20 protein-coding genes are annotated in these 21,044 nt (G+C 37.5%); 6 read left to right on the top strand and 14 right to left on the bottom strand.

Features of this window, described 5'->3' with window-relative positions; genetic code table 11:
• Positions 1-17: 17 nt before the first annotated feature.
• The 4 genes from OSH00_RS11920 to OSH00_RS11935 form a co-directional block, all read right to left on the bottom strand.
• Positions 18-572: a hypothetical protein gene (locus tag OSH00_RS11920; protein ID WP_266130587.1), complete on the bottom strand. Its 555-nt coding sequence runs from the start codon at positions 570-572 to the stop codon at positions 18-20.
• A gap of 331 nt (positions 573-903) precedes the next feature.
• Positions 904-1,323, bottom strand: a complete 420-nt coding sequence (locus OSH00_RS11925; RefSeq protein ID WP_266130610.1) for a PH domain-containing protein — start codon at positions 1,321-1,323, stop codon at positions 904-906.
• A 105-nt stretch (positions 1,324-1,428) separates the two neighbouring features.
• On the bottom strand, positions 1,429-2,373 hold the full coding sequence (lpxO, locus tag OSH00_RS11930; RefSeq protein ID WP_266130588.1) for a lipid A hydroxylase LpxO: 945 nt from the start codon (positions 2,371-2,373) through the stop codon (positions 1,429-1,431).
• 381 nt (positions 2,374-2,754) lie between these two features.
• Complete coding sequence (locus OSH00_RS11935; protein ID WP_266130589.1) at positions 2,755-3,366, bottom strand: hypothetical protein; 612 nt, start codon at positions 3,364-3,366, stop codon at positions 2,755-2,757.
• Positions 3,367-3,981: 615 nt separating this feature from the next.
• Between OSH00_RS11935 and fadB the strand changes: the two genes are divergently transcribed.
• Complete coding sequence (gene fadB, locus OSH00_RS11940; protein WP_266130590.1) at positions 3,982-6,135, top strand: fatty acid oxidation complex subunit alpha FadB; 2,154 nt, start codon at positions 3,982-3,984, stop codon at positions 6,133-6,135.
• Positions 6,136-6,147: 12 nt separating this feature from the next.
• Complete coding sequence (fadA, locus tag OSH00_RS11945) at positions 6,148-7,320, top strand: acetyl-CoA C-acyltransferase FadA (protein WP_266130591.1); 1,173 nt, start codon at positions 6,148-6,150, stop codon at positions 7,318-7,320.
• A gap of 138 nt (positions 7,321-7,458) precedes the next feature.
• On the opposite strand, the gene OSH00_RS11950 is transcribed toward fadA, so the two are convergent.
• Positions 7,459-7,968 carry a hypothetical protein gene (locus tag OSH00_RS11950; protein ID WP_266130592.1) on the bottom strand — a complete coding sequence of 170 codons (510 nt, stop codon included), beginning with the start codon at positions 7,966-7,968 and terminating at the stop codon, positions 7,459-7,461.
• A gap of 560 nt (positions 7,969-8,528) precedes the next feature.
• Entirely contained in the window at positions 8,529-8,816 is a 288-nt protein-coding gene (locus OSH00_RS11955; protein WP_266130593.1) for a nuclear transport factor 2 family protein, read from the bottom strand.
• Between the two features lie 73 nt (positions 8,817-8,889).
• Here OSH00_RS11955 and OSH00_RS11960 point away from each other — a divergent pair, with 73 nt between their 5' ends.
• Positions 8,890-9,243, top strand: coding sequence for a MerR family transcriptional regulator (locus OSH00_RS11960; RefSeq protein ID WP_266130611.1), 354 nt, complete (start codon positions 8,890-8,892; stop codon positions 9,241-9,243).
• A gap of 118 nt (positions 9,244-9,361) precedes the next feature.
• On the opposite strand, the gene OSH00_RS11965 is transcribed toward OSH00_RS11960, so the two are convergent.
• Positions 9,362-10,213, bottom strand: a complete 852-nt coding sequence (locus tag OSH00_RS11965; protein ID WP_266130594.1) for a DKNYY domain-containing protein — start codon at positions 10,211-10,213, stop codon at positions 9,362-9,364.
• A gap of 23 nt (positions 10,214-10,236) precedes the next feature.
• Positions 10,237-10,986 carry a hypothetical protein gene (locus OSH00_RS11970; protein WP_266130595.1) on the bottom strand — a complete coding sequence of 250 codons (750 nt, stop codon included), beginning with the start codon at positions 10,984-10,986 and terminating at the stop codon, positions 10,237-10,239.
• A 191-nt stretch (positions 10,987-11,177) separates the two neighbouring features.
• Between OSH00_RS11970 and OSH00_RS11975 the strand changes: the two genes are divergently transcribed.
• Complete coding sequence (locus tag OSH00_RS11975; protein WP_266130596.1) at positions 11,178-11,879, top strand: DsbA family oxidoreductase; 702 nt, start codon at positions 11,178-11,180, stop codon at positions 11,877-11,879.
• A gap of 648 nt (positions 11,880-12,527) precedes the next feature.
• A complete protein-coding gene (locus OSH00_RS11980; RefSeq protein WP_266130597.1) occupies positions 12,528-13,679 on the top strand; it encodes a hypothetical protein in 1,152 nt (383 codons plus the stop codon).
• A 79-nt stretch (positions 13,680-13,758) separates the two neighbouring features.
• Here the strand turns inward: OSH00_RS11980 and OSH00_RS11985 are convergent, their stop codons facing one another.
• The 6 genes from OSH00_RS11985 to OSH00_RS12010 form a co-directional block, all read right to left on the bottom strand.
• Positions 13,759-14,163, bottom strand: coding sequence for a hypothetical protein (locus OSH00_RS11985; RefSeq protein ID WP_266130598.1), 405 nt, complete (start codon positions 14,161-14,163; stop codon positions 13,759-13,761).
• 61 nt (positions 14,164-14,224) lie between these two features.
• Positions 14,225-16,156 carry a molecular chaperone HtpG gene (gene htpG, locus OSH00_RS11990; RefSeq protein ID WP_266130599.1) on the bottom strand — a complete coding sequence of 644 codons (1,932 nt, stop codon included), beginning with the start codon at positions 16,154-16,156 and terminating at the stop codon, positions 14,225-14,227.
• 93 nt (positions 16,157-16,249) lie between these two features.
• Complete coding sequence (locus tag OSH00_RS11995) at positions 16,250-16,591, bottom strand: lysozyme inhibitor LprI family protein (RefSeq protein WP_266130600.1); 342 nt, start codon at positions 16,589-16,591, stop codon at positions 16,250-16,252.
• A 171-nt stretch (positions 16,592-16,762) separates the two neighbouring features.
• A complete protein-coding gene (locus tag OSH00_RS12000) occupies positions 16,763-17,374 on the bottom strand; it encodes an OmpW/AlkL family protein (protein ID WP_266130601.1) in 612 nt (203 codons plus the stop codon).
• 380 nt (positions 17,375-17,754) lie between these two features.
• Complete coding sequence (locus OSH00_RS12005) at positions 17,755-19,170, bottom strand: Na+/H+ antiporter family protein (RefSeq protein WP_266130602.1); 1,416 nt, start codon at positions 19,168-19,170, stop codon at positions 17,755-17,757.
• 130 nt (positions 19,171-19,300) lie between these two features.
• Complete coding sequence (locus OSH00_RS12010; protein WP_266130603.1) at positions 19,301-20,170, bottom strand: alpha/beta fold hydrolase; 870 nt, start codon at positions 20,168-20,170, stop codon at positions 19,301-19,303.
• A 120-nt stretch (positions 20,171-20,290) separates the two neighbouring features.
• Here OSH00_RS12010 and OSH00_RS12015 point away from each other — a divergent pair, with 120 nt between their 5' ends.
• Positions 20,291-20,779: a PaaI family thioesterase gene (locus OSH00_RS12015; RefSeq protein WP_004826250.1), complete on the top strand. Its 489-nt coding sequence runs from the start codon at positions 20,291-20,293 to the stop codon at positions 20,777-20,779.
• Positions 20,780-21,044: the final 265 nt, after the last annotated feature.

Here is a 21,044-nt window from a genome sequence, read left to right on the forward strand (position 1 = left end):
GCCTTAAATAGCCAATTTTAAATTATTGCAGCATTCGTTACCTCGCTCATTCGTTCTTCATCATATAATTTTGTTTGTGGATAAGGGCGATCGACATAGATTGGCGGAGCGGAAAAACAGCCTCTAAACAGCCATTGTTTTGGATCAAAACGCTCCTTTTCAAGTGTATACCAGTCTTCACTGGTGTAATCTTTATCAGGATAGTAACCAGAATTCACTGTATATTGTGCGATTTGATCTTTTTTACAATGTCTTGAAGCATGGGCAGAATCTACTTTAAATTCACCTTGACCATCCGGAATATAAACAGGTGAAATATCTTGATCTTGTGAAAGTTCAATTAAAAACTCATAATCTGAGTCAACTTTAATCGCATTAGCCCAGACACCTGCAATATATACAGGCTGTTGAAAACGTGCTTGCTCAAGCCCCGAAAGAGTTAAATAACGATAACGACTACCATCGTCGTGCGCATTATATGCATTGATTAACGTTCCCTGGGGAAATACAAAACCATCATAAACATAATCCACTGGCAATATAAAACGTTTACGTTTTTCTTTGTTTTCCATCGAAAAACTGACCTCATCACTGACTCGCTCTGACAGGATAAACAGATAGATATTCCAAATATTTAAAGCTGCAAAGCACACTAAAAAACATTTTACTTTCAGGGATAGGAAACGCTGATGGGAAACCTTATTGATAAATTTTTGAATGAAATAATTTAGTCCCAAGACAACCAAGATGATGCATGAAATTACCCCTAATATTGGGCAGATAAATAACAAAAAGAATTGTAAAAAGCTGAAAGTACCAATAGGGATCATTATTGTTCTCGATGGAGCATGTTTAACACTAAAGCCAAGTTGTATGACGACTATACTGGCGGTAATTCAATCGTTATTTAATAAGTTGTTGTTTCTCTACCGCCTCAAGAAAGGCTTGCTGATTTCTTGGAGATATTAAAACCTGCTTAATTTGACCCTCTTTCATATATTCAATTTTCAACCGATCTAAAGATAAAGCTGGCGATGCAATCGAATGATGAGTGGGGGTGATCTTTTGAATGGTTGCCAATGGAATACACCATTTTAAAAATAAGCAAGAAATACTCAAAGTTCCATCTTGAATCATATAACGGGTATTGAATGCCGGCCACCAAATCACAGCAATTGTTAGAATATAAACGGTGGTATGCTCTGGATATTCGACCATTGTTCCTTTGGCGTACATGGTAAACAGCAATTGAACCAGTAAACCTGTCATGGCAATTAAAAAACCTAACACCCACCAATCAATTTTAGTATGAAATTTTTGCATCATGTTCTTTATCATTTGTTTTTACAAAATAATATTCTAGCTGAAATAGGGTTGTTAAATCATTTATTTATACAATAAAAAAACGCCCGAAACGGGCGCTTTAAATCAGATTAACTTTTGAATAAAAGCAATGATTTGTGGCATATAAGGACGAATAAAAATCAGGAAGAAAATACCTAACATCAAGAACCATTTTAAAAAATAGTACAATGCGCGATTGGATTTTTTCAATGCTTTCGCCTTGATACGAATTTGATAAACATAGCCAAAAACTTTGTTTAAACCACCTGTTTGGTCACCTGCTTCATTTGGTGAGCTGGCAGCCGTCATGACTTTTTTACCAAACCAATGGTTAAAACGCTGCATTAACTTGGTTTTTAAAGGTCGTTCAACATCGGCAAAGAAAATAATCCGATTTTGATTGGTGGTATTTTCAGCATAATGAATATAAGTTTCATCAAAAACCACACTTTCACCATCACGCCACGAATAACGTTGCCCGTCCACGTCAATAAAGCAACGATCGTCATTCGGGGTAATCAGTCCCAAATGATAACGCAAAGAACCTGCATAAGGATCACGATGACGCACTAAACGGCTATCAGGGGCAAGTTCAGTAAACATTGCAGCTTTGATGGTCGGTAAGGTTTTTAATAGTGCTGTAGTTTTTGGACAAAGTTCTGCTGCCGATGGATGTGCAGAATCATACCATTTCAAATAAAAACGCTTCCAACCTGTTTTAAAAAATGAGTTAAAACCTAAGTCATCATAAGTACTTGAAGCTTTAATTCCGCCTTTAGCATATAAAGCTTGCGCTTCATCGCGAATCATTTCCCAGTTTTCGTCCAATACTTTTAAATCTTTAAAATATTGTGTGTCGATATATGGTTGGTTCGGCACTTTTGAAAACATATACATGAGAAAGTTAATCGGTGCGAGTATCGTTGAATGGTCAAAAAATTGACGATAAAACGAATGACGTACTTTCCCGCGATTTTGGATATACAAAGCAGAAATCACAAAAATCGCCAATATGATCCATTTAATCATATAGCACTCTTTTAAAAAATTGGGATGTTCAATGGGATTGTGAACATTACAAGTTAAATTGCATGACTTTTATTATATCAAATCTACAAATCAAAAAAACTCCAAGAAACCAACTCATTGTTTTTATATTTATTTTTATTAAAAAAATAACTCGATATAGCTTATATCGAGTTAATAAGTTTATAAATTTTAATTATTCCAATCAATAACTTTTAACGAACTCAACGCGGATGCAGCTATCGCATTATAAACGTTACAACCATTTTTTAATCTTTCAATATTTACTTTTGCTGTTCTTATTTGTTTGTCTGTTGTGGCTACGGCTAGCAGTTTTTCCCACTGCTTAATTTCTTTGGCATTGGTCCATTCGATACGGCTATTCTACTCGGCTAAATATGTTTTATTTTGATATTTCACTGCAACAGCGTCTTCATCTCCAGTGCCCAGTTCAATTTCATAAATCGTTGTCCAAGGAGTCCCTTGCCAATTACCACTTTCGTAGCGATAACTCAAACCCAAAGGTTTGTAAAATTCATTTAAATAATCAACATAGCCAAGATTATCATTATTAAAATCTTCAAATGGCTGATTAAATTCATTATCTGTCTTAAAGCTAAAATAGTCTTGATTATTTTTTGTGGAAACAAAACGATAGCAATGACTGCCTTGCGGAAAGCGATCTTTACCATATGAAGCTAATAATTTTCGTGCTTCTCCATAATCGTTTTCATTGTCAAATCCTAACGTACGGTAACCAGGTAAAAGCGTATCAAAAATATTTTTCCCAGAAATATCAACTTTTTCTAATTTAAGATCAGTTTTAACATTACCAATGAATGTTGATGTCCATGAAGTCATAGAATTCAATACAACTGTATTCACAGCAATTTCACGTGGAGTATACAATTTGTTGGCCGTTAATATATATACACCTAGAAACTTGTTAGCTTCAGCACTCTTAAATTGTTTATTGAATATTTCAAAATATTCCATAGTCAAATTATCAGAGTCGTCATCTAATTCATAATCAACAAAATAGTAACGTGTTCCATTATCTAAGCTATCTTGTGCTGTTTAAGTATTCGAACTGTTTGAAGAAGAATCTCCACCACCTCCACATCCAATAAGCACAAAGGGTAAAAAAGCGTCACCAATGCAATTTTTTTGTTTGTATATTCATAATTGTTTCTTTTTGTGATTAATGTCGAATAAATACTACATTTAGGATAAAAAATATTCAAATTATTTTTAAGATTTTCTAAATATAAATTTAAACTTGATGCCGATTGACTTAAATGACAAAAAAAATCGAATCAACTCTGACTCTTATGTCCGTAGCTTAACAATGAATAGATCATAAACATGAAATTAAAATAATAAAATTTAAATACTTACCCGCAGTAAGCAAACTATCTTTAAAATTCAAAAATTTAAAACAATTGGATGATCAAAAAAAATTGATGACCCTTGCGTCACGGCTTGATACAACTTGTTAGGTTATTTTTAGATATAGTTATCGTAAGATTAGTGAAGTCGAAATGTGTGCGGGAAAAGCATACACACTTCAGAACATCAACTTAGAAGTCCTCCAAAAAAGGAGATCAGGGCATGATCCACGCTGGCAATGCCATTACCGTCCAATTGCTTTCGGACGGAATTGCAGAATTCCGCTTTGACTTACAAGGTGAGTCGGTTAACAAATTCAACCGTGCAACGATTGAAGACTTTAAAGCTGCTATTGAAGCTGTAAAAAATAACAGTGAAGTGAAAGGCTTAATCGTTACTTCTGGTAAATCTACATTCATCGTTGGTGCCGACATCACTGAATTCGGTGATAACTTTAAGCAAGGCGAAAGTGCAATTGTAGAATGGGCAATGCCTGTTCACGATATCTTCAATGCTTTTGAAGACTTAGAAATTCCTAAAGTTGCTGCGATCAACGGTATTGCTTTAGGTGGCGGTTTTGAAATGTGTTTGGTATGTGACTATCGTGTCATGTCAACTGCTGCAACTGTAGGCTTACCTGAAGTTAAGTTGGGAATCATTCCTGGTTTTGGTGGTACAGTTCGTTTAAGCCGTTTGATCGGTATTGATAATGCGGTAGAGTGGATTGCAACGTCTGCTAGCAAACGTCCGGAAGCTGCGCTTAAAGATGGTGCAGTAGATGCTGTTGTCGCTGCTGACAAATTACAAGAAGCTGCGATTGACCTTGTTAAGCAAGCAATCTCTGGTCGTCTGGACTGGAAAGCCAAACGTCAAGAAAAATTAGAGCCTGTTAAACTAGACATGCTTGAACAGATGATGGCATTTAACTCATCTAAAGGTGTGGTACTTGCTAAAGCGAATCCAGCTCAATACCCTGCGCCAAAACTTCTACTTGATTCACTTCAAGCAGGCGTTAGCCAGAAACGTAATGCTGCTTTAAAAATTGAAGCTGAAGCATTTGCTAAAGCGGCAATTACACCACAAGCAGGTGCGTTGATTGGCTTATTCATCAACGATCAAGTGGTGAAAAAAGCATCTAAAAAGCATGAAAAAGGTGCTCATCCAGTTAACCAAGCAGCTGTTTTAGGTGCGGGTATCATGGGTGGTGGTATTGCTTACCAAGCGGCAAGCAAAGGTACACCGATCATCATGAAAGACATTGGTAATCCTCAACTTGCATTGGGTATGTCTGAAGCGAACAAATTGTTGACCAAACAAGTTGAACGCAAAAAGATGACCCCTGCAAAAATGGGTGAAACACTTGCGCGTATCCGTCCAACTTTAAGCTATGACGAGTTTAAAGAAGTCGATATCGTCATTGAAGCGGTCACTGAAAATCCAAAAATCAAAGAAGCAGTATTGAAAGATACTGAAGCGAAAGTGCGTGAAAATACCATCATTGCATCTAACACTTCAACGATTTCAATTACACGTCTTGCCAATGCATTGACACGTCCTGAAAATTTTGTCGGTATGCACTTCTTTAACCCTGTTCACATGATGCCTTTGGTTGAAGTGATTCGTGGTGAGAAAACTTCTGAAGAAGCGATTGCAACAACTGTGGTACTTGCTCAGAAAATGGGTAAAACCCCGATTGTTGTAAATGACTGCCCAGGCTTCCTTGTTAACCGTGTATTGTTCCCTTACTTTGGTGCGTTTGACCTTCTTCTTAAAGATGGTGCTGACTTCCAGCAAGTGGATAAAGTCATGGAAAAATTCGGCTGGCCAATGGGTCCTGCATACCTCATCGATGTTGTCGGAATCGACACTGGTGTGCATGGTGCTGAAGTGATGGCGGAAGGTTTCCCAGACCGTATGAAGCCTGACTACAAAGGTGCTATCGAAATCATGTATGAAAACAAACGTCTTGGTCAAAAGAACGACGTTGGTTTCTATAAATATGAGCTTGATCGTAAAGGCAAGAAAGCCAAAACTGTTGATCCAACTGCGTATGATCTTGTTGCAACAATGGCAACAACTGAAAAACATGAATTTGATCCACAAGAAATCATTGACCGTATGATGCTTGCGTTCTGTAACGAAACTGTTCGCTGCTTAGAAGACAACATCGTTGCAACTGCGTCTGAAGCAGATATGGCGATGATCATGGGTGTTGGTTTCCCTCCATTCCGTGGTGGTCCTGCGCGTTACATCGACCAGACAGGTGTAGCTGAATATGTAGCACTTTGCGACAAATATGCACACTTAGGTAAAGCTTATGAAGCGCCACAATTGTTGCGTGACATGGCTGCTAACAACAAAAAATTCTACGGTTAAGGAGCAACGTGAATGGCTACTTTAAATCCACGTGACGTTGTCATCGTTGATGGCGTACGTTCTGCAATGGGTAAAACCAAAAACGGTATGTTCCGTAATGTGCGTGCAGACAGCTTGTCAGCTGAACTAGTACGTGCTTTAGTTGCTCGTAACCAGTTTGATGTCAATGAAGTTGAAGATGTAATTTGGGGATGTGTGAACCAAACTTTAGAGCAAGGTATGAACATTGCTCGTAACATCGTACTTTTGGCTGATTTACCAAAAACTGTTGGCGGTCAAACGGTTAACCGTCTTTGTGGTTCTTCTATGCAGTCTATTCATACCGCTGCGGCTCAAATTGCAACCAATCAGGGTGATATCTTTATCATTGGTGGTGTGGAGCATATGGGTCACGTTGGCATGATGCATGGCATCGACCTCAACCCTGAAGCATCTAAACATTATGCAAAAGCATCAAACATGATGGGTTTGACTGCTGAAATGCTGGGTCGTATGAACGGTATTAGCCGTGAAGAACAAGATGCATTTGGTGTTGAATCTCACCGTCGTGCTTGGGCTGCAACACAGGAAGGTCGTTTTAAAAACGAAATCGTCGGTGTTGAAGGTCATGATGCGAATGGCTTTAAAATTCTATGTGACATCGACGAAGTGATTCGTCCAGATGCAAACCTTGAAGCATTTAAAGCATTGCGCCCTGTATTTGACCCTAAAGGCGGTACTGTAACTGCTGCAACATCTTCTGCATTGTCTGACGGCGCGTCTGCAATGTTGTTAATGTCTGCGGAACGTGCTCAAGCTTTAGGACTTAAACCACGTGCTGTGATTCGCTCTATGGCGATTGCAGGCTGTGATGCTGCGATCATGGGTTATGGTCCAGTTCCTGCAACTCAGAAAGCGCTTAAACGTGCTGGCTTAAGCATGGATGATATCCAAACCATCGAGTTAAATGAAGCATTTGCTGCTCAAGGTCTTTCTGTAATGAAAGGTCTGAACATCTATGATAAGCAAGACAAGATCAACTTAAACGGTGGTGCGATTGCGTTAGGTCACCCATTGGGTTGTTCTGGTGCGCGTATCACAACAACATTGTTGAACGTCATGGAACAACAAGATACACAAATCGGTCTTGCAACCATGTGTATCGGTCTTGGTCAAGGTATTGCGACAATTATCGAACGTGTTTAATTTTTAATTAAAACATCAAGATAAAAAATCCCTGCTATATGCGGGGATTTTTTATCATTAAGCGTTATTGATTATGAAAAATGATTTATAGCAAAACTCATCAAGATTAAACATATAAAAAGATAATTTAAAAACTTATTATTTTGGTAAGCCACTTTGCCACTTATCACCTAACATCAAGTTTAAGCGATCCGTATCAATATTCAGCTTAAAGGTTCCATTGCGAACCGCTTCTAAGGCTTTATCACGATTCATACCCATCGAAAGTGGTTCCATCATGGTAAACAAACCTGTAGTCGGGTCAGAAGACTGTAAACCACTTGCAACAGCCAATACATATTCTCTGAGTAACGCTGAGGGAATTTGATTAAAATTAGGTTCTGTTGCTTTGGGTTGGATATCCACTACAGCAATATTGTCGCCGATGGCGTAGTTTTGAAGTTCGTTTTCTTTTTTAATCACTTGATGTTGCAAAGCTTTGCGCACAGCTTTATCTTCTTGATAAGGCGTAACACCTACCGCTTCTTGACGCAGCTCCGAATCTGCCATCACTTTAATCGTAGGCAATGACGCAACTTCTTCTGCCTGTGCGACGGGTAACCACACAGACAATACTGTTGCGATTATAGAAACTTTGATAAAGTTCATATATTTCACCTGAAAAAATAAATCAAATTATCTGTACAATAAAATGATTTTTAATCTATTGAATACTGCCTATTAAATAGGCTATAACAAATTAAATATAGATTCAGCAAAGCTCAGATAAACGGTAACGACGTTTAATTTTCTTATTAAAAATCATATATATTTTATTACTGAACTTTCTAAATAAAAATAGCCATTATTTATATTCTACTGAAAGATGTTTCATTTTTTTGAGATCTTTAAAATTCCAAAATTTTCATTTTCAAGTGATCAATCAACCAAAAATATTCAATAGCCGTATGTTTATAATCTTCACTAATCGGCTTTTATACACTTCTTAGCTTAATCTACCTTTATAAATCATCTCAAAAGCTTGCTTTAGCAAACTCTCTTGATGGCTTTGCTTTAAAGAGATTGGTTAAACGGATGCTATTGCCAAAGCTTTAATCCTTGCATCATCGTGATTTGGAAAATCAGGATCAACATAAATTCGAACAGAACAAATCAATTCATCTCTGAATTCAAATATGTTACAAAAAAGTCCGTGTGATATTTTTCCATCAGGAAATTGTGTTCCATCCGACATTTCGCCCCCATTCCCTCCCTTCAACAACCACGGTTTCTCCAGCATCTAGAAATCTTAAATGATCAATATCATGTTTTAGATAATTCAACATTTTGGATAATCGTTCAGCAAATATTTGAATGGCTGCTTTTCCATGATGTCGTCCAAATTTAGGAAAAAGTAATTCAACATCTTCTGTATAAAGCTCCAGCACTCTTAAATCTCGATCATCAATATACTGAAAACATTTTCTGATCAGTTCTTTCTTTTGTTCAAAGTCCATTATACCCTCTGCTTGTTTAGTACGTGCTTTGACTATAAACTCAAACAGCACTGCTACAGTCAAGAGGTATATGATGAACCTTGCTAAAGTTGCTGCACTGACTCAAATCAGTCCTCGTATGCTCCGTTATTATGAAGAATTAGGATTAATTCATCCTCTACGAACAGCAAATCATTATCGCTTTTATAGCCAAAAAGATATTGAAGATATTCATAAAATTAAAGTGCTCAACGATGCTGGAATGCACTTAAAAGACATTAAAATTTTACTGCCCTGTTTTGACTTGGGTGAGGAAAAATTTACTTTATGCCCAATTGCCAAACACGCATTAAACATGGAGTTAAAGAATATTTCAGAGAAAATTTCCAAGCTAAAACAATCAGAAGACTTATTAAAATCTTTTCTAATCATGGGAAAAGTTGAGTAAGAATATAATTTTCTAAAACTCACTTTCACTCATTTTATTGCGCTCAGATCATACGTTATTTGATTGAAATAAACTGATCAATACATCAATGACTGTATTGATCGCATTGCTTACACTTTCAATGTTCAAGCACGCTGACCCGTTCTCTTTCTTCAGAATCCAAATCATCCCAAGATTTTCGCTCATCCCAAAACCAATAACCATTTTTATCCTTTGCGATACATCCAACATCAGCGCCACTTTTAAAAGTGGCATAATCAGCATCTTCAAGTTTGCCAAAACGCTCTTCATAAATATGACGCTTATCTTTGGCATAGCAATCGCCTAATAACTTAAAGGTTTTTGGATCTGCATCTTCCAAAATAGAAAAATTACCACCATCAAGCATGTTGAAATAACGATAAACATGACGTTTATCTTGATAAAAGTTGGAAGGGTTTAATCTCTTAAATGTCGAGCTATCAATTGTTCCTGTCAATGAAAGCTCGCTATCCCCACCGAATCCGAAATGTGTATAAAAACGATCGCTAAAGATAGACAGACTCTTGCTGGGCTGAACATGTTCAGAGAATAAATGGCTGCAACGATTTGCATAGGGAAACTTTAATGCCAATTGATGATGAGCATTGACATATAAATTATCCCGTACATAGACCCATTGTTTATTTTCCTGCTCGGCATTCAAGGCTACTTGCTTCTCTTCGCTAGCACATTTGTCGTACTCAATTTGTTCAGCACATAAAATAGGATCTAAGCCTAGAAAATGCTTCCATCCATAAACCTTTTTATAACGATCAAACCCAAGAATTGGATCACGATCAATTTGATAAATACCAAAATGATAACGATACAATGCAACACTTTTGCAGTCTTTTTTAACCAAAAATGGCGTCTGATAGACATAACTTATGCCACCAACCAATAGCAGTATAAATATTGCAAAAGACATCCATCGTTTTATATTTTTCATTCATCTCATTCTGTTCATTAAATTTACAGCGCCTCTTGTAACACTTCAGCATTCTGTTCTTTTTTCTGATTAATCTGGCTATTTAATTTAAGTACGCCTTGATACAACTGATTAAACTGTTTGACTTGGGCATCATCTTTAAACAGGATTTGATTGCCTTGTTTCTGCCATTGATATTTTTTAAGCATGTCAAACATGGTTTCAGCTTTTCCTAAGATTTGTAATTCATTTAAAATTAACGCATTTTCAGGATCAAGCTGTGCACTTTGTTCGAGTTTATCTTGTAAAGGTTTCTTCAGGTCTTTGCGTAAGGTCGATCTTTTTAATTCCGCCAGCGCTTCGTTTTTATTTTTCATATTGTTCTGTTGGTATTTTTGCATTGCTTGACGCACGGTCCCCAGCATCTGAGTAGTTTCAACATAATTCTGTTTACGGTCAGCATCTAAACGGTTCACATCTAGAAAATGATCCCACTTAGCGGCAGCAAGCTGATTTAAATAAGCATTTCGTGTATCAATATTCTTGATCCAATATTTAAGTAAAAACTCTGACAAAATTTTATAATCACCTTTTAATCGAGCATCATGAATCTCAATATTGACAGGTTTAGAACGGTCTTGTGCCTGTTCCGAAAGTTGTCGCATTTTTTCAGTCATGACTAAATCAAATGCTTGGCGATTTGCTTCTTCATTTTTAATTGATGTATGGTCGTAGTAGAAAAAACCAATAACTGACAGAAAAATGATACTGAGTACGATCAATATTCGACGCATATCAGTCTCCAAACAATGTCATAGATCACTTAGAATATCCTAAGCAACTCTTTTTTGTATATTATTTATGCAGAATAACGACAAATCTCTTGATTAAAATTTAGCTTTGTCTAGGTCATGCTCAAAATTCGACTTTAAATTTACCTCAATCAACCCCATCATAATCAACATTTAGATTGTAGAGATTTCCCATGCGCGTAGATATTTGGTCAGATATAGTTTGCCCATTCTGTTATATCGGTAAAAAACGTTTAGAAGCAGCGGCAGAACAAGCAGGTATCGAACTTGAAGTCCATTGGCATAGTTTTGAACTTGATCCTGATGCACCACCACGCCAGGAAGTTTCAAACTCAGAACGACTTGCGCAAAAATATGGTCGTACAATTGCAGAAGTAGAAGACATGCAACGTAATATTGCAACCATGGCTCTTGAAGAAGGCATTCAATTTAATTGGGAAAATGCCAACTCAGGCAATACGTTTAATGCCCATCGCATCATTCATCTTGCACAAAGTAAAGGACTTGGTTCAGAAGCTGAAGAGGCTTTTTTCTATAGCTATATGACGCAGGGCTTACCGATTGGTGAACGCGAAACCATTGAAGATGTGGCTTCTCGAATTGGTTTGAATCCTGTAGAAGTCGATGATGTATTAGACTCGGAAGAATATGCCGACTTTGTAAAATTTGATGAACAAGTTGCCCATGAGCAATTGAAAGTCACGGGTGTACCATTCTTTGTATTTGATCAACGTGTTGCACTAGCAGGTGCTCAACCTCGAGAAGTATTTGTTCAGGTCTTGCAAAAAGCATTGGAAACAGCAAGCGATGGAGACGTTGAGCAACAAGATGCACCTGTTTGCAATGATGATGCTTGTGATGTACCGAATAAATAAAGCGTCATATTAAAAATTGAAGGACTCGTCGGATGGAGTTCTTCAATATATTCAAATTAAAGTTGAATGTTTATGATTTGAAAAGTAGAATAAATTCTCTTCAATAAAAACAATATTATCAAATATTTCGATTATTTATTTTGAATTGACTTTTTAGCTATATTTACGTGTCATTTTTGCAATACAGCGTTGCAAAAAAGCAACTATTCAGACTTTTTTTCCTAGATTATGATCTACACATATTTTTCGTTTCCACGAAATTCTTGCGCTGTAAGTTTCTTTTTTTCTTATTTTATAAGACAGAAGAGCCTCCCTTTGGGAGGCTTTTTTGTATTTCACTTGATAAAACATGCGTTGAGGATAAAAACAAAGTTATCCACAATTCTGCATGATTTTTATGCAATACTATCGTTTTTGCTGATGTGAAATATATTCAAAATAAATCCTTAATTTTTAATTAATAATCAATTTTTGTGATGAAATGCGCATTTAACACAGCTATTCACTTTGCTTTATACATTTCATTGCTCAATACTTTATGTTTTTTGTACCTATTCTCTGTATTGAATTGAAATTTACTGTTTTTTTCAGGCATAGTTATATTGAAAATTAAAAACTGAATGACTCAACGTTTAAGAAAGTATGCATATGAAGAAAATTTCAACGTTAATTTTCTCAAAATTACCTTATGCCTTATTGTTAGGTGGTCTTTTGGGGAACTCTGCTTTTGCAGAGCCAAATAGTAGTCTCGATACCAATGTCGAAGCAAAAAAAGCTGAGTCAAGCAAATCATTATCTTCGATTGAGACCGAAGAAAAAGGCTTACTCAACTATATTCCAAAAATCGTGGACTCAACGCCAACGATTTTTCCTGAACAGTCTGATCAAGTGATTGTGCCTCCAACACAAACCACAGAAGATCAGACATGGGCGGATAAAAAACAAAAGAAACTGAGTGATTGGGTCGATCGCACAGCCAATAAAATGGATGGATGGTTTGGAGAAACTGATCCAGCACGACCGGCAACAGCAACACTGCGTATCCTTGTCGACAACCAGTGGAATAAACATGATGGCTATGATGTAAATCCACGTATCCGAGGTAAGATTAAACTACCTACCTTAGAAAACCGTTTGAGTGTCGTTTTTGGTGATGATTCATTAGATGATGAAATTGCCAATAATATTGCAATTTCAAATAATCATTCAGATGGTGATCCAAACAAAAGAATCGATGGTAAACAAATCAGAGATGATAATAGTTCGATTGCACTGCGTTGGTCTCAACTTTCCAAACGTTTGCCCTTTGATTTAGATGCCGATCTAGGTATTCGTTCAGGCGATGATGTTTATGCTCGTTTAAAAGCCCAAAGAGACTGGTCTTTGGGGAATGATTTCACGTTCCACGCTGAACAGATTTATCGTTATGGAATCGACAGTGAGAATTATCTGAGAACCAACTTGGAGTTGACCCATGCACGTCCGAATCAACCCTTCATTTCCAATCAATTTTATCTGACCTATGCAGATGAACAGGATGATGATCTGACTTGGGATAACCGTACATATCGTCAGCATCAATTCTTTAAAAATAACCGCTTTAACTACGGTATCTATACAGGCGGTTATTATAATAATAATGACCTTAAACTAAACAGTTGGGGACCTTTTATTTCTTGGCGACAACCTGTTTGGCGTGAATGGTTTTATGTACAAGGTGATTTAAATTACTTTAATGATCGTCGTGAAGACCGTAGCCACTTTCCGAGTGCGTTGGTCCGCTTAGAAGCATTATTTTAATTTTAGCTGAATAATCAAACGCAACTGTGGATAAGTTCCTACTTATCCACTGAGTTTTATATTTACTTTTTTATATGCCTTAACGTACGAGATGTATGGAATAAAGTTCTAATTTAAAATGATATAAAGTTCCCCCTGAATGGGGCATCGACATTGTTTCATAAGCCATACGTCCAACAGCCCTAACCTCTTGGTCGATTAAATCATCTTCTATTTTTAGGCTAGGGTGAACGTCTAAAGAAAATGCAGCACCTCTCTGACCATCTGTGCCTATCAATTCATAATTTTTGCCATTTCTTTTCAATACTCCCAAGATAGAAACCTTGGTACCTTGTCTTAGAAAAGTTGCGTTGTGTACGGATAAATCTGTGGTATCTGCCCGACGGTCTTCCACAGCAGGAAGCTCATACGCGTATACAGGCGTTGCCAGTACACAGCACAGCAGCAAACAACTTATAGCTTGAATTCTTTGAAGCTTGGTCATTTTATAGTTTTCAGCAAAAAAGCCTATCTTAAAGATAGGCTTTTTGAAAAACAACAAATGATTATTTTAACAATAAATTATTTATACGTTTTACATATTCAGCAGGATCATCCGGTAACCCACCTTCTGCAATCACCGCTTGATCGAAAATCACATTGGCTAAATCATCAAACTGAGCAGAACCATCCAATTTTTTCACCAAAGGATGCTCTGGATTGATTTCCAAAATTGGTTTAGATTCTGGGACAGCTTGACCCGCCTGTTTTAACATACGAATCAATTGTGGCGAAAGTTCACCATCACCCGTCACTAAACATGCAGGAGAATCGACTAAACGTGTGGTCACACGTACTTCTTTGGTTTTAGCTTTCAATGAATCAGATAATTTTTCAACGACTGGCTTAAATTGCTCAGCTGCTGCTTCCAGTGCTTTTTTCTCTTCAGCGTCTTGTAAATCGCCTAAATCAACCGCACCTTTGGCAACGTTTTGCATTGGTGTACCATCAAACTCATGTACGAATTCCATTGCCCATTCATCAACACGGTCTGCCATGAGCAGAACTTCGATGTCTTTTTTACGGAACAACTCTAATTGTGGAGAGTTTTTGGCAGCAGCAAGACTATCTGCAGTCACATAATAAATTGCCTTTTGCCCCTCTTTCATACGTGCTTTATAAGCTTCCAATGAAGTAGAAACATCATCATTGTTCGATGTAGAGAAGCGTAAAAGTTTAAGAATTCGTTCGCGATTGGCAAAGTCTTCACCTAAACCTTCTTTGATCACTGAGCCAAATTCAGCATAGAACGTTTTGAATTTTTCTTGATCTGCTTGATCTTCAGATTTTGCCAAAGCGTCCAAGGTGGTCAATACACGTCGTGTATTGCCTTCACGAATGGTTTTCACATCGCGACTTTCCTGTAAAAGCTCACGGCTCACATTTAATGGAAGGTCTGCGCTGTCCACCACCCCTTGTACAAAACGGAGATAGTTTGGAATCAGGTTGTCCGCATCATCCATAATAAACACGCGTTTCACATACAATTTGATGCCGGCTTTTGCTTCACGGGTAAAAATATTGCTTGGTGCTTTACTTGGAATGTAAAGCAGTTGGGTATATTCCGTACTCCCTTCAACACGATTATGTGCCCATGCAAGCGGAGCTTCGAAATCGTGTGTTAGATTCTTATAAAACTCAACATACTGTTCTTCAGTGATATCGCCTTTACTGCGTGTCCACAAAGCACTTGCAGAGTTAATTGCTTCCCACTCATCAGTTTTAACATATTGACCAGGCTTTTTCTCTTCACCTTCAACTGCTTCTTCTTCCTGCCAAACTTCTTTCTGCATTTCAATTGGCAAGCTGATATGATCAGAATATTTATTGATAATCTGTTTTACTTTATAAGCTTCTAAATAGTCCAGAGCATCATCACGTAAATGCAAGATAATATCTGTTCCACGTGAAGCCTTATCGATTTGCGTGACTTCAAAATCACCTGTCCCACCACTGATCCAACGCACACCCTCGGATGCATCTAAACCTGCACGGCGAGATTCAACCGTGATTTTGTCTGCAACAATAAAGCCTGAATAAAAACCAACACCGAATTGACCAATCAACTGTGCATCGGCTTTTTGATCACCGGACAGCTTAGACATAAAGTCTTTGGTTCCAGACTTGGCAATCGTACCCAAGTTATCAATTGCTTCTTGTTGGCTTAAACCAATTCCATTGTCTGAAATCGTAATGGTTTTCGCATCTTTGTCTAGACTGACTCGAACGTGTAGATTAGGATCATTTTCATAAAATTCTGGATGATTAATCCCTTCAAAACGCAATTTATCACATGCATCTGAAGCATTAGAAATCAATTCGCGTAGGAAAATTTCAGGATTTGAATACAGTGAATGCGTCACTAAATGTAAAAGCTGAGCCACTTCTGCTTGGAAGCTGTGCTTTTTTGAATTTTGTTGTGCGTTCTGTTCGCTCATAAAATCACTCCGTAAATTCATAACGCTTTTTTATCGAATGTTGTATGAAATGGAGTGGTTTAAGTATTTTTCAATAGTAAAATTCAATTTTTTTTAAAATGGACCCTGCTCATAGACCCGATTCATATAAGTCTCAAGTTTTTGTTGCCGCATTTGATATGCATCGGTTAAACAACGTACATTATCCTGACATTGATTGCGCAGTTGTAACCATTTCACTTGTTGGTCTTGAATGACTCCCCGTGTTCCCATAGGGACTAATTTTCGAATAATATTGTAGGTTGTCGCCATTTTAACATCTGCATCATTTAAACTGCGTTGTTCACAGATACGATGCTCTGTTTTGGTTTGTGCATGGTCACAGTTAAAACTGGCTGCCTGACTGATTGAAGTGCCACAGCTGAGTAAAAATACAATTGGAATTCGTAATTTCATATTCATTCAAAAAATAAAAATAAAGTCATGAGTTTTAGATTAAATTGATTTTGTGCATTGTTATATAGTCAAAAATGACTATTTTTTATGGTTTCTTGTTTCAACAAAAAATTGATCAGTTTAAAAATAAAAAGCTCGGTATACGTACCGAGCTTTTTTATATCAGTCTACTTAGAATCTATAGCTATAACCTAAAGTATAAATAACCGGATCGATATCTAAGTCAAATTTTGCAGCAGTTGCGCCACCAGCAGTTACTTTCACTTCTGGACTAAGTTGTGCATAGCGTGCATCAAAGAAAACACCCCAGTTTTTTGCATCGGCTGGCTGGAAATTAAAACCGATTTGACCCGCAAAACCAACATCGTCTTTCACTTTTACTTTGGTACCTGATAATGCACCTGTTGACTCTTCATCCCACGCAACAAATGCTGTACCACCTACACCGATATATGGTGTAAAACGAGTTGAGTTTTTAAAGTTATATTTAAAAGTAACAGTAGGCGGCAAATGTTTAAGTTTAACTGCTTTTTGACCATCCAAATTTACATCATGGCTGATCGGTGCAGCTAACAAAAGCTCAGCTGAAAATGGTGTTTCACCAAAAAAATATTCTACTGATGGTGTAAAAGCATATTCATGATCAGCTTTCACAGTACCCACACCTGCAACATTGGTGTCTTGAGTAGGTGAAATCACCGAACCACCCACTTTGACTTGCCAATCTGCAAATGAAGCAGAAGAAATTCCCATTAATGTAATAAGAGCAAGTTGCTTCAACATTATAAAATACCCCGCGTTGTTATTAATTAACATTAAACATAGGTATTAATTATTTTGCAACATTTATTTAAATACAAAAAACTTATTTATTTTTAAGTAACTGTTATATATATAAATTTATTTTAATCTTATCAAAATAGTTGGTTTTAAAAACCAACCAAATTAATCAAGATTATTGAGGGTTTTTATAATAAAATAAGATTTTATTATAAATTAATAATGCAAATAAAATACATTTTATATTTATTAAAACATAAGCATGATTAAATTTCTTTGCACTGGTTGAAAATTAATCTATGAATAATCAAATACTTTTATAATCATAAAAAAAAGCTGTTTAGATATCATCATAAACAGCCTTCAATATGACCAATGTGAATCTACAAGACCATTGCCGCAATCCAGCCAAAGACCAATAAAGGAATATTAAAATGGATAAATGTAGGAACGACCGTATCCCAAATATGATCATGCTGCCCATCCACTCCTAAACCTGCTGTAGGTCCGAGTGTAGAGTCTGAAGCAGGAGAACCCGCGTCACCAAGTGCTGCTGCTGTCCCAATCAATGCAACTGTTGCCAATGGAGAAAAGCCAAACTGCACACACAAAGGGACGTAAATAACCGCAAGTACAGGTACACTTGAGAAAGATGAGCCAATCCCAATCGTCACAAACAAACCAATGAACAGCATTAAAAATGCCGCCAAAGCTTTATTGTCACCAATCAAATGCACCACACCATTGACCAGATGATTGATATCCCCTGTATGTGTCATTACAGAGGCAAATCCAGCAGCAGAAATCATGATGAAACCCACCAATGCCATCATGCGCATACCTTGCACAAACACATCATCTGCTTCTTGCCATTTAAAAATTCCTGCCGCAGAGAGTACGGCAAAACCGACCAAGCCACCCAAGATCATTGAACCTGAATACAGCTGCGAGACCAGCGTTAAAGCAATTGCCAGCAAAGCCATCAAAATCGTTTTCTTGGCAATCACAGGTGCTTGTTTGGCTTCTTGTTCCAAAGCCAGACCATCTGCTTTTAGCTCTTCAACATTGACCGCCCTGAGTGGCTTATCTAGATCAATGGCCGTAATGGGTGCAACGTTACGATCGACGTAGATACGAGGCTTACGATAACTGACGAATACAGCGACTAGAGTTCCTATCACCATACCAAGCACGGGAATCGCCATTCCCATCGGCATCATGCTCCGTTCAACATGCAGATGATACGCTGCTCCAATTTTGTTGATATTTCCCATTAAAATTTGCTCTAGGAAAATTGCACCAAAACCGACAGGAAGAAAAATATAGGTTCCGACCAATCCCAATGTCAGTACGCATGCTGCTGCACGACGGTCAAGCTTTAGATGGTTCATTACCTTTAATAACGGTGGGACAAGCACTGGAATAAAAGCAATATGCACTGGAATTAAGTTCTGAGAACAAATTGCGGCAATGAGGAATATTCCCAACAATAAGAATTTTACTTTTGTCGCTTGCTTTTGAGTCGCTTCCATCCCCAATAAACCAATCAACTTATAAGCCAATAAATCAGGTAAACCTGATTTAGACAGTGCCAAGGCAAAAGCACCCAATACGGCATAGGCCAGTGCAACTTCAGCACCATCCCCCAACCCGGCATTAAATGCTTCAACAGTATCTGCCAAACTTAAACCAGCGACCAAACCACCTATAATTGCTGAAATAACCAATGTTAAAACAACAGAAACTCGTGCCAGTGACAGAATAAACATCACGGCAATCGCAATAACGACAGCATTCATAGAGAAATTTACGAAAATTTGAAAGGCGATACTTTAGCAGATTCACGGCAATGAAGCTGCAATTTCATCCAACTGATCATTCAATAGCGAGATGATAAATACACATCACCTCGCTATAACAAACAAAATTTTAATTATTTTTCAATGCAAACTCTTGAATATATTGTGCAATTTCTTGAGGTCGACTGAGTACAGCCCAATGATTTGCATCAACCTCGACGCGCTCAAATTGAGTTGCCCACTTTGGAACTTCATCAATTAATTCTGGACTCACAAACTTATCTCTTAAAAGTACAACCGCCTGTACTGGACAAACAGCAAAGCGCTGACGCGGACGAGTTAAACGTGGCAGGAAATTAGCACGATATAACCCAATACCATGCTCACCATCTTTGGCAATATTTGAGTTTAAAGGCAGATCTTTTGTTTTTTCTAATTGAGTTAAAATTGCCCCCCAACGCTGCGGACTAAAAAAATGCCAGACGGTAGGTGCAAGAATCGGCAGTTGAAAAGCAACGATGTACCAAGATTTCAATAATTGCTTAAAAAATTTTGGTTTTTCATGTAAAAACTGCTCACGCATCCAAAATGCGGCATGATCTAAACATGGTCCTGACATAGTGGTATAAGACAAAATTCGATTTTTAAATTTTGTTTCAGTCACAGATTCCCATGATTGGATGGAACCCCAATCATGTGCAGCCAGATGAAAATTGCGATTTGCCAGCAACTCATTGACAACACATTCCAAATCTAATGACAAACGCGGCAAAGCATAATCGCGGATACGTTTGGGTACAGAAGATTGTCCTGCTCCACGCACATCATAGGTCACAATATAAAATTGCGAAATCAATTGTTCGATAATTGGTTCCCAAACTTCCTGATTATCAGGATAACCATGCACCAAGACCAACGCGGGGTTTTCAGCATTGCCCCATGTTTTTGCATAGAGTTTCTGCTGGTCCTGTGTCGAGATCCAATAAGTTTGCGCTTGCATTGAGTCACCTTTTATTGTTTTCACCATTGGCTATGATTTCGCTCTAGAGGGCATTTCGATCAATGCCACTTTGCATTCAGTTCTTTATTATGGTTGAAAAATAGATAACTAGAATTGACCATGAATGTGCTAATCAAGAAACTACAGACAATTCCATTTGTATCCAGATTTATGTTGAATCATTTTTCTCCATACAAAGGTGCAGGAATTGAAATCGAAAAAATTGATCTGAAAAACTATCATATCCGGGTCAAAATGCCTTTAACACGCAACAACCAGAACATTGTTGGGGTGCACTTTGGTGGAAGTTTATATTCGATGGTCGACCCATTTTATATGCTGCTTTTGATGCATCACCTTGGTCCTAAATACATGGTGTGGGACAAAGCGGCGAGCATTAATTTTCTATCACCCGGACGCAGTACGGTTTATGCCGATATTCGATTGGATGCTGCTGAAATCGAACATGTTAAAGATCTGGCACAGAACTATAAGCCTGTATATCGTAACTACACTTTAAATATTTTTGATGATTCGGGCTTACGAATTGCTGAAGTACAAAAAACCGTTTATATCCGTCGTAAGAATCCACATCCGTTGAAACGTTAATGACTTTAGTAGACGACATTCAATATCGTTTAAACATACTTAATGGTCTACTAAATAACGTGAGTTCGATGCAACCACATATTTAACTTATTGAAAAACATTAAGTCTCGGCGGAGTCTTGCTGAGTTTTCACCCAATTTCAGGATCAGCCTGCGGCTCGCCATACTTTTGTTTTGGCATGAGGAGCGAAGCTCCGCAAGAGCAACCATCTTGCGCAGCGGTATCGCTGCTCACCGCAAAACTCGTCAACCACTAGCAACATATT

Origin of the sequence: Acinetobacter nematophilus (assembly GCF_026344175.1) — a bacterium.
Lineage (GTDB): Bacteria > Pseudomonadota > Gammaproteobacteria > Pseudomonadales > Moraxellaceae > Acinetobacter > Acinetobacter nematophilus.

Bases quoted from the DNA above. Each gene is read 5' to 3' on its own strand.
- OSH00_RS11920 (WP_266130587.1), bottom strand. From the start codon at position 572: ATGGAAAACAAAGAAAAACGTAAACGTTTTATATTGCCAGTGGATTAT.
- OSH00_RS11925 (WP_266130610.1), bottom strand. From the start codon at position 1,323: ATGCAAAAATTTCATACTAAAATTGATTGGTGGGTGTTAGGTTTTTTA.
- lpxO (WP_266130588.1), bottom strand. From the start codon at position 2,373: ATGATTAAATGGATCATATTGGCGATTTTTGTGATTTCTGCTTTGTAT.
- OSH00_RS11935 (WP_266130589.1), bottom strand. From the start codon at position 3,366: ATGGAATATTTTGAAATATTCAATAAACAATTTAAGAGTGCTGAAGCT.
- fadB (WP_266130590.1), top strand. From the start codon at position 3,982: ATGATCCACGCTGGCAATGCCATTACCGTCCAATTGCTTTCGGACGGA.
- fadA (WP_266130591.1), top strand. From the start codon at position 6,148: ATGGCTACTTTAAATCCACGTGACGTTGTCATCGTTGATGGCGTACGT.
- OSH00_RS11950 (WP_266130592.1), bottom strand. From the start codon at position 7,968: ATGAACTTTATCAAAGTTTCTATAATCGCAACAGTATTGTCTGTGTGG.
- OSH00_RS11955 (WP_266130593.1), bottom strand. From the start codon at position 8,816: ATGGACTTTGAACAAAAGAAAGAACTGATCAGAAAATGTTTTCAGTAT.
- OSH00_RS11960 (WP_266130611.1), top strand. From the start codon at position 8,890: ATGAACCTTGCTAAAGTTGCTGCACTGACTCAAATCAGTCCTCGTATG.
- OSH00_RS11965 (WP_266130594.1), bottom strand. From the start codon at position 10,213: ATGAAAAATATAAAACGATGGATGTCTTTTGCAATATTTATACTGCTA.
- OSH00_RS11970 (WP_266130595.1), bottom strand. From the start codon at position 10,986: ATGCGTCGAATATTGATCGTACTCAGTATCATTTTTCTGTCAGTTATT.
- OSH00_RS11975 (WP_266130596.1), top strand. From the start codon at position 11,178: ATGCGCGTAGATATTTGGTCAGATATAGTTTGCCCATTCTGTTATATC.
- OSH00_RS11980 (WP_266130597.1), top strand. From the start codon at position 12,528: ATGAAGAAAATTTCAACGTTAATTTTCTCAAAATTACCTTATGCCTTA.
- OSH00_RS11985 (WP_266130598.1), bottom strand. From the start codon at position 14,163: ATGACCAAGCTTCAAAGAATTCAAGCTATAAGTTGTTTGCTGCTGTGC.
- htpG (WP_266130599.1), bottom strand. From the start codon at position 16,156: ATGAGCGAACAGAACGCACAACAAAATTCAAAAAAGCACAGCTTCCAA.
- OSH00_RS11995 (WP_266130600.1), bottom strand. From the start codon at position 16,591: ATGAAATTACGAATTCCAATTGTATTTTTACTCAGCTGTGGCACTTCA.
- OSH00_RS12000 (WP_266130601.1), bottom strand. From the start codon at position 17,374: ATGTTGAAGCAACTTGCTCTTATTACATTAATGGGAATTTCTTCTGCT.
- OSH00_RS12005 (WP_266130602.1), bottom strand. From the start codon at position 19,170: ATGAATGCTGTCGTTATTGCGATTGCCGTGATGTTTATTCTGTCACTG.
- OSH00_RS12010 (WP_266130603.1), bottom strand. From the start codon at position 20,170: ATGCAAGCGCAAACTTATTGGATCTCGACACAGGACCAGCAGAAACTC.
- OSH00_RS12015 (WP_004826250.1), top strand. From the start codon at position 20,291: ATGAATGTGCTAATCAAGAAACTACAGACAATTCCATTTGTATCCAGA.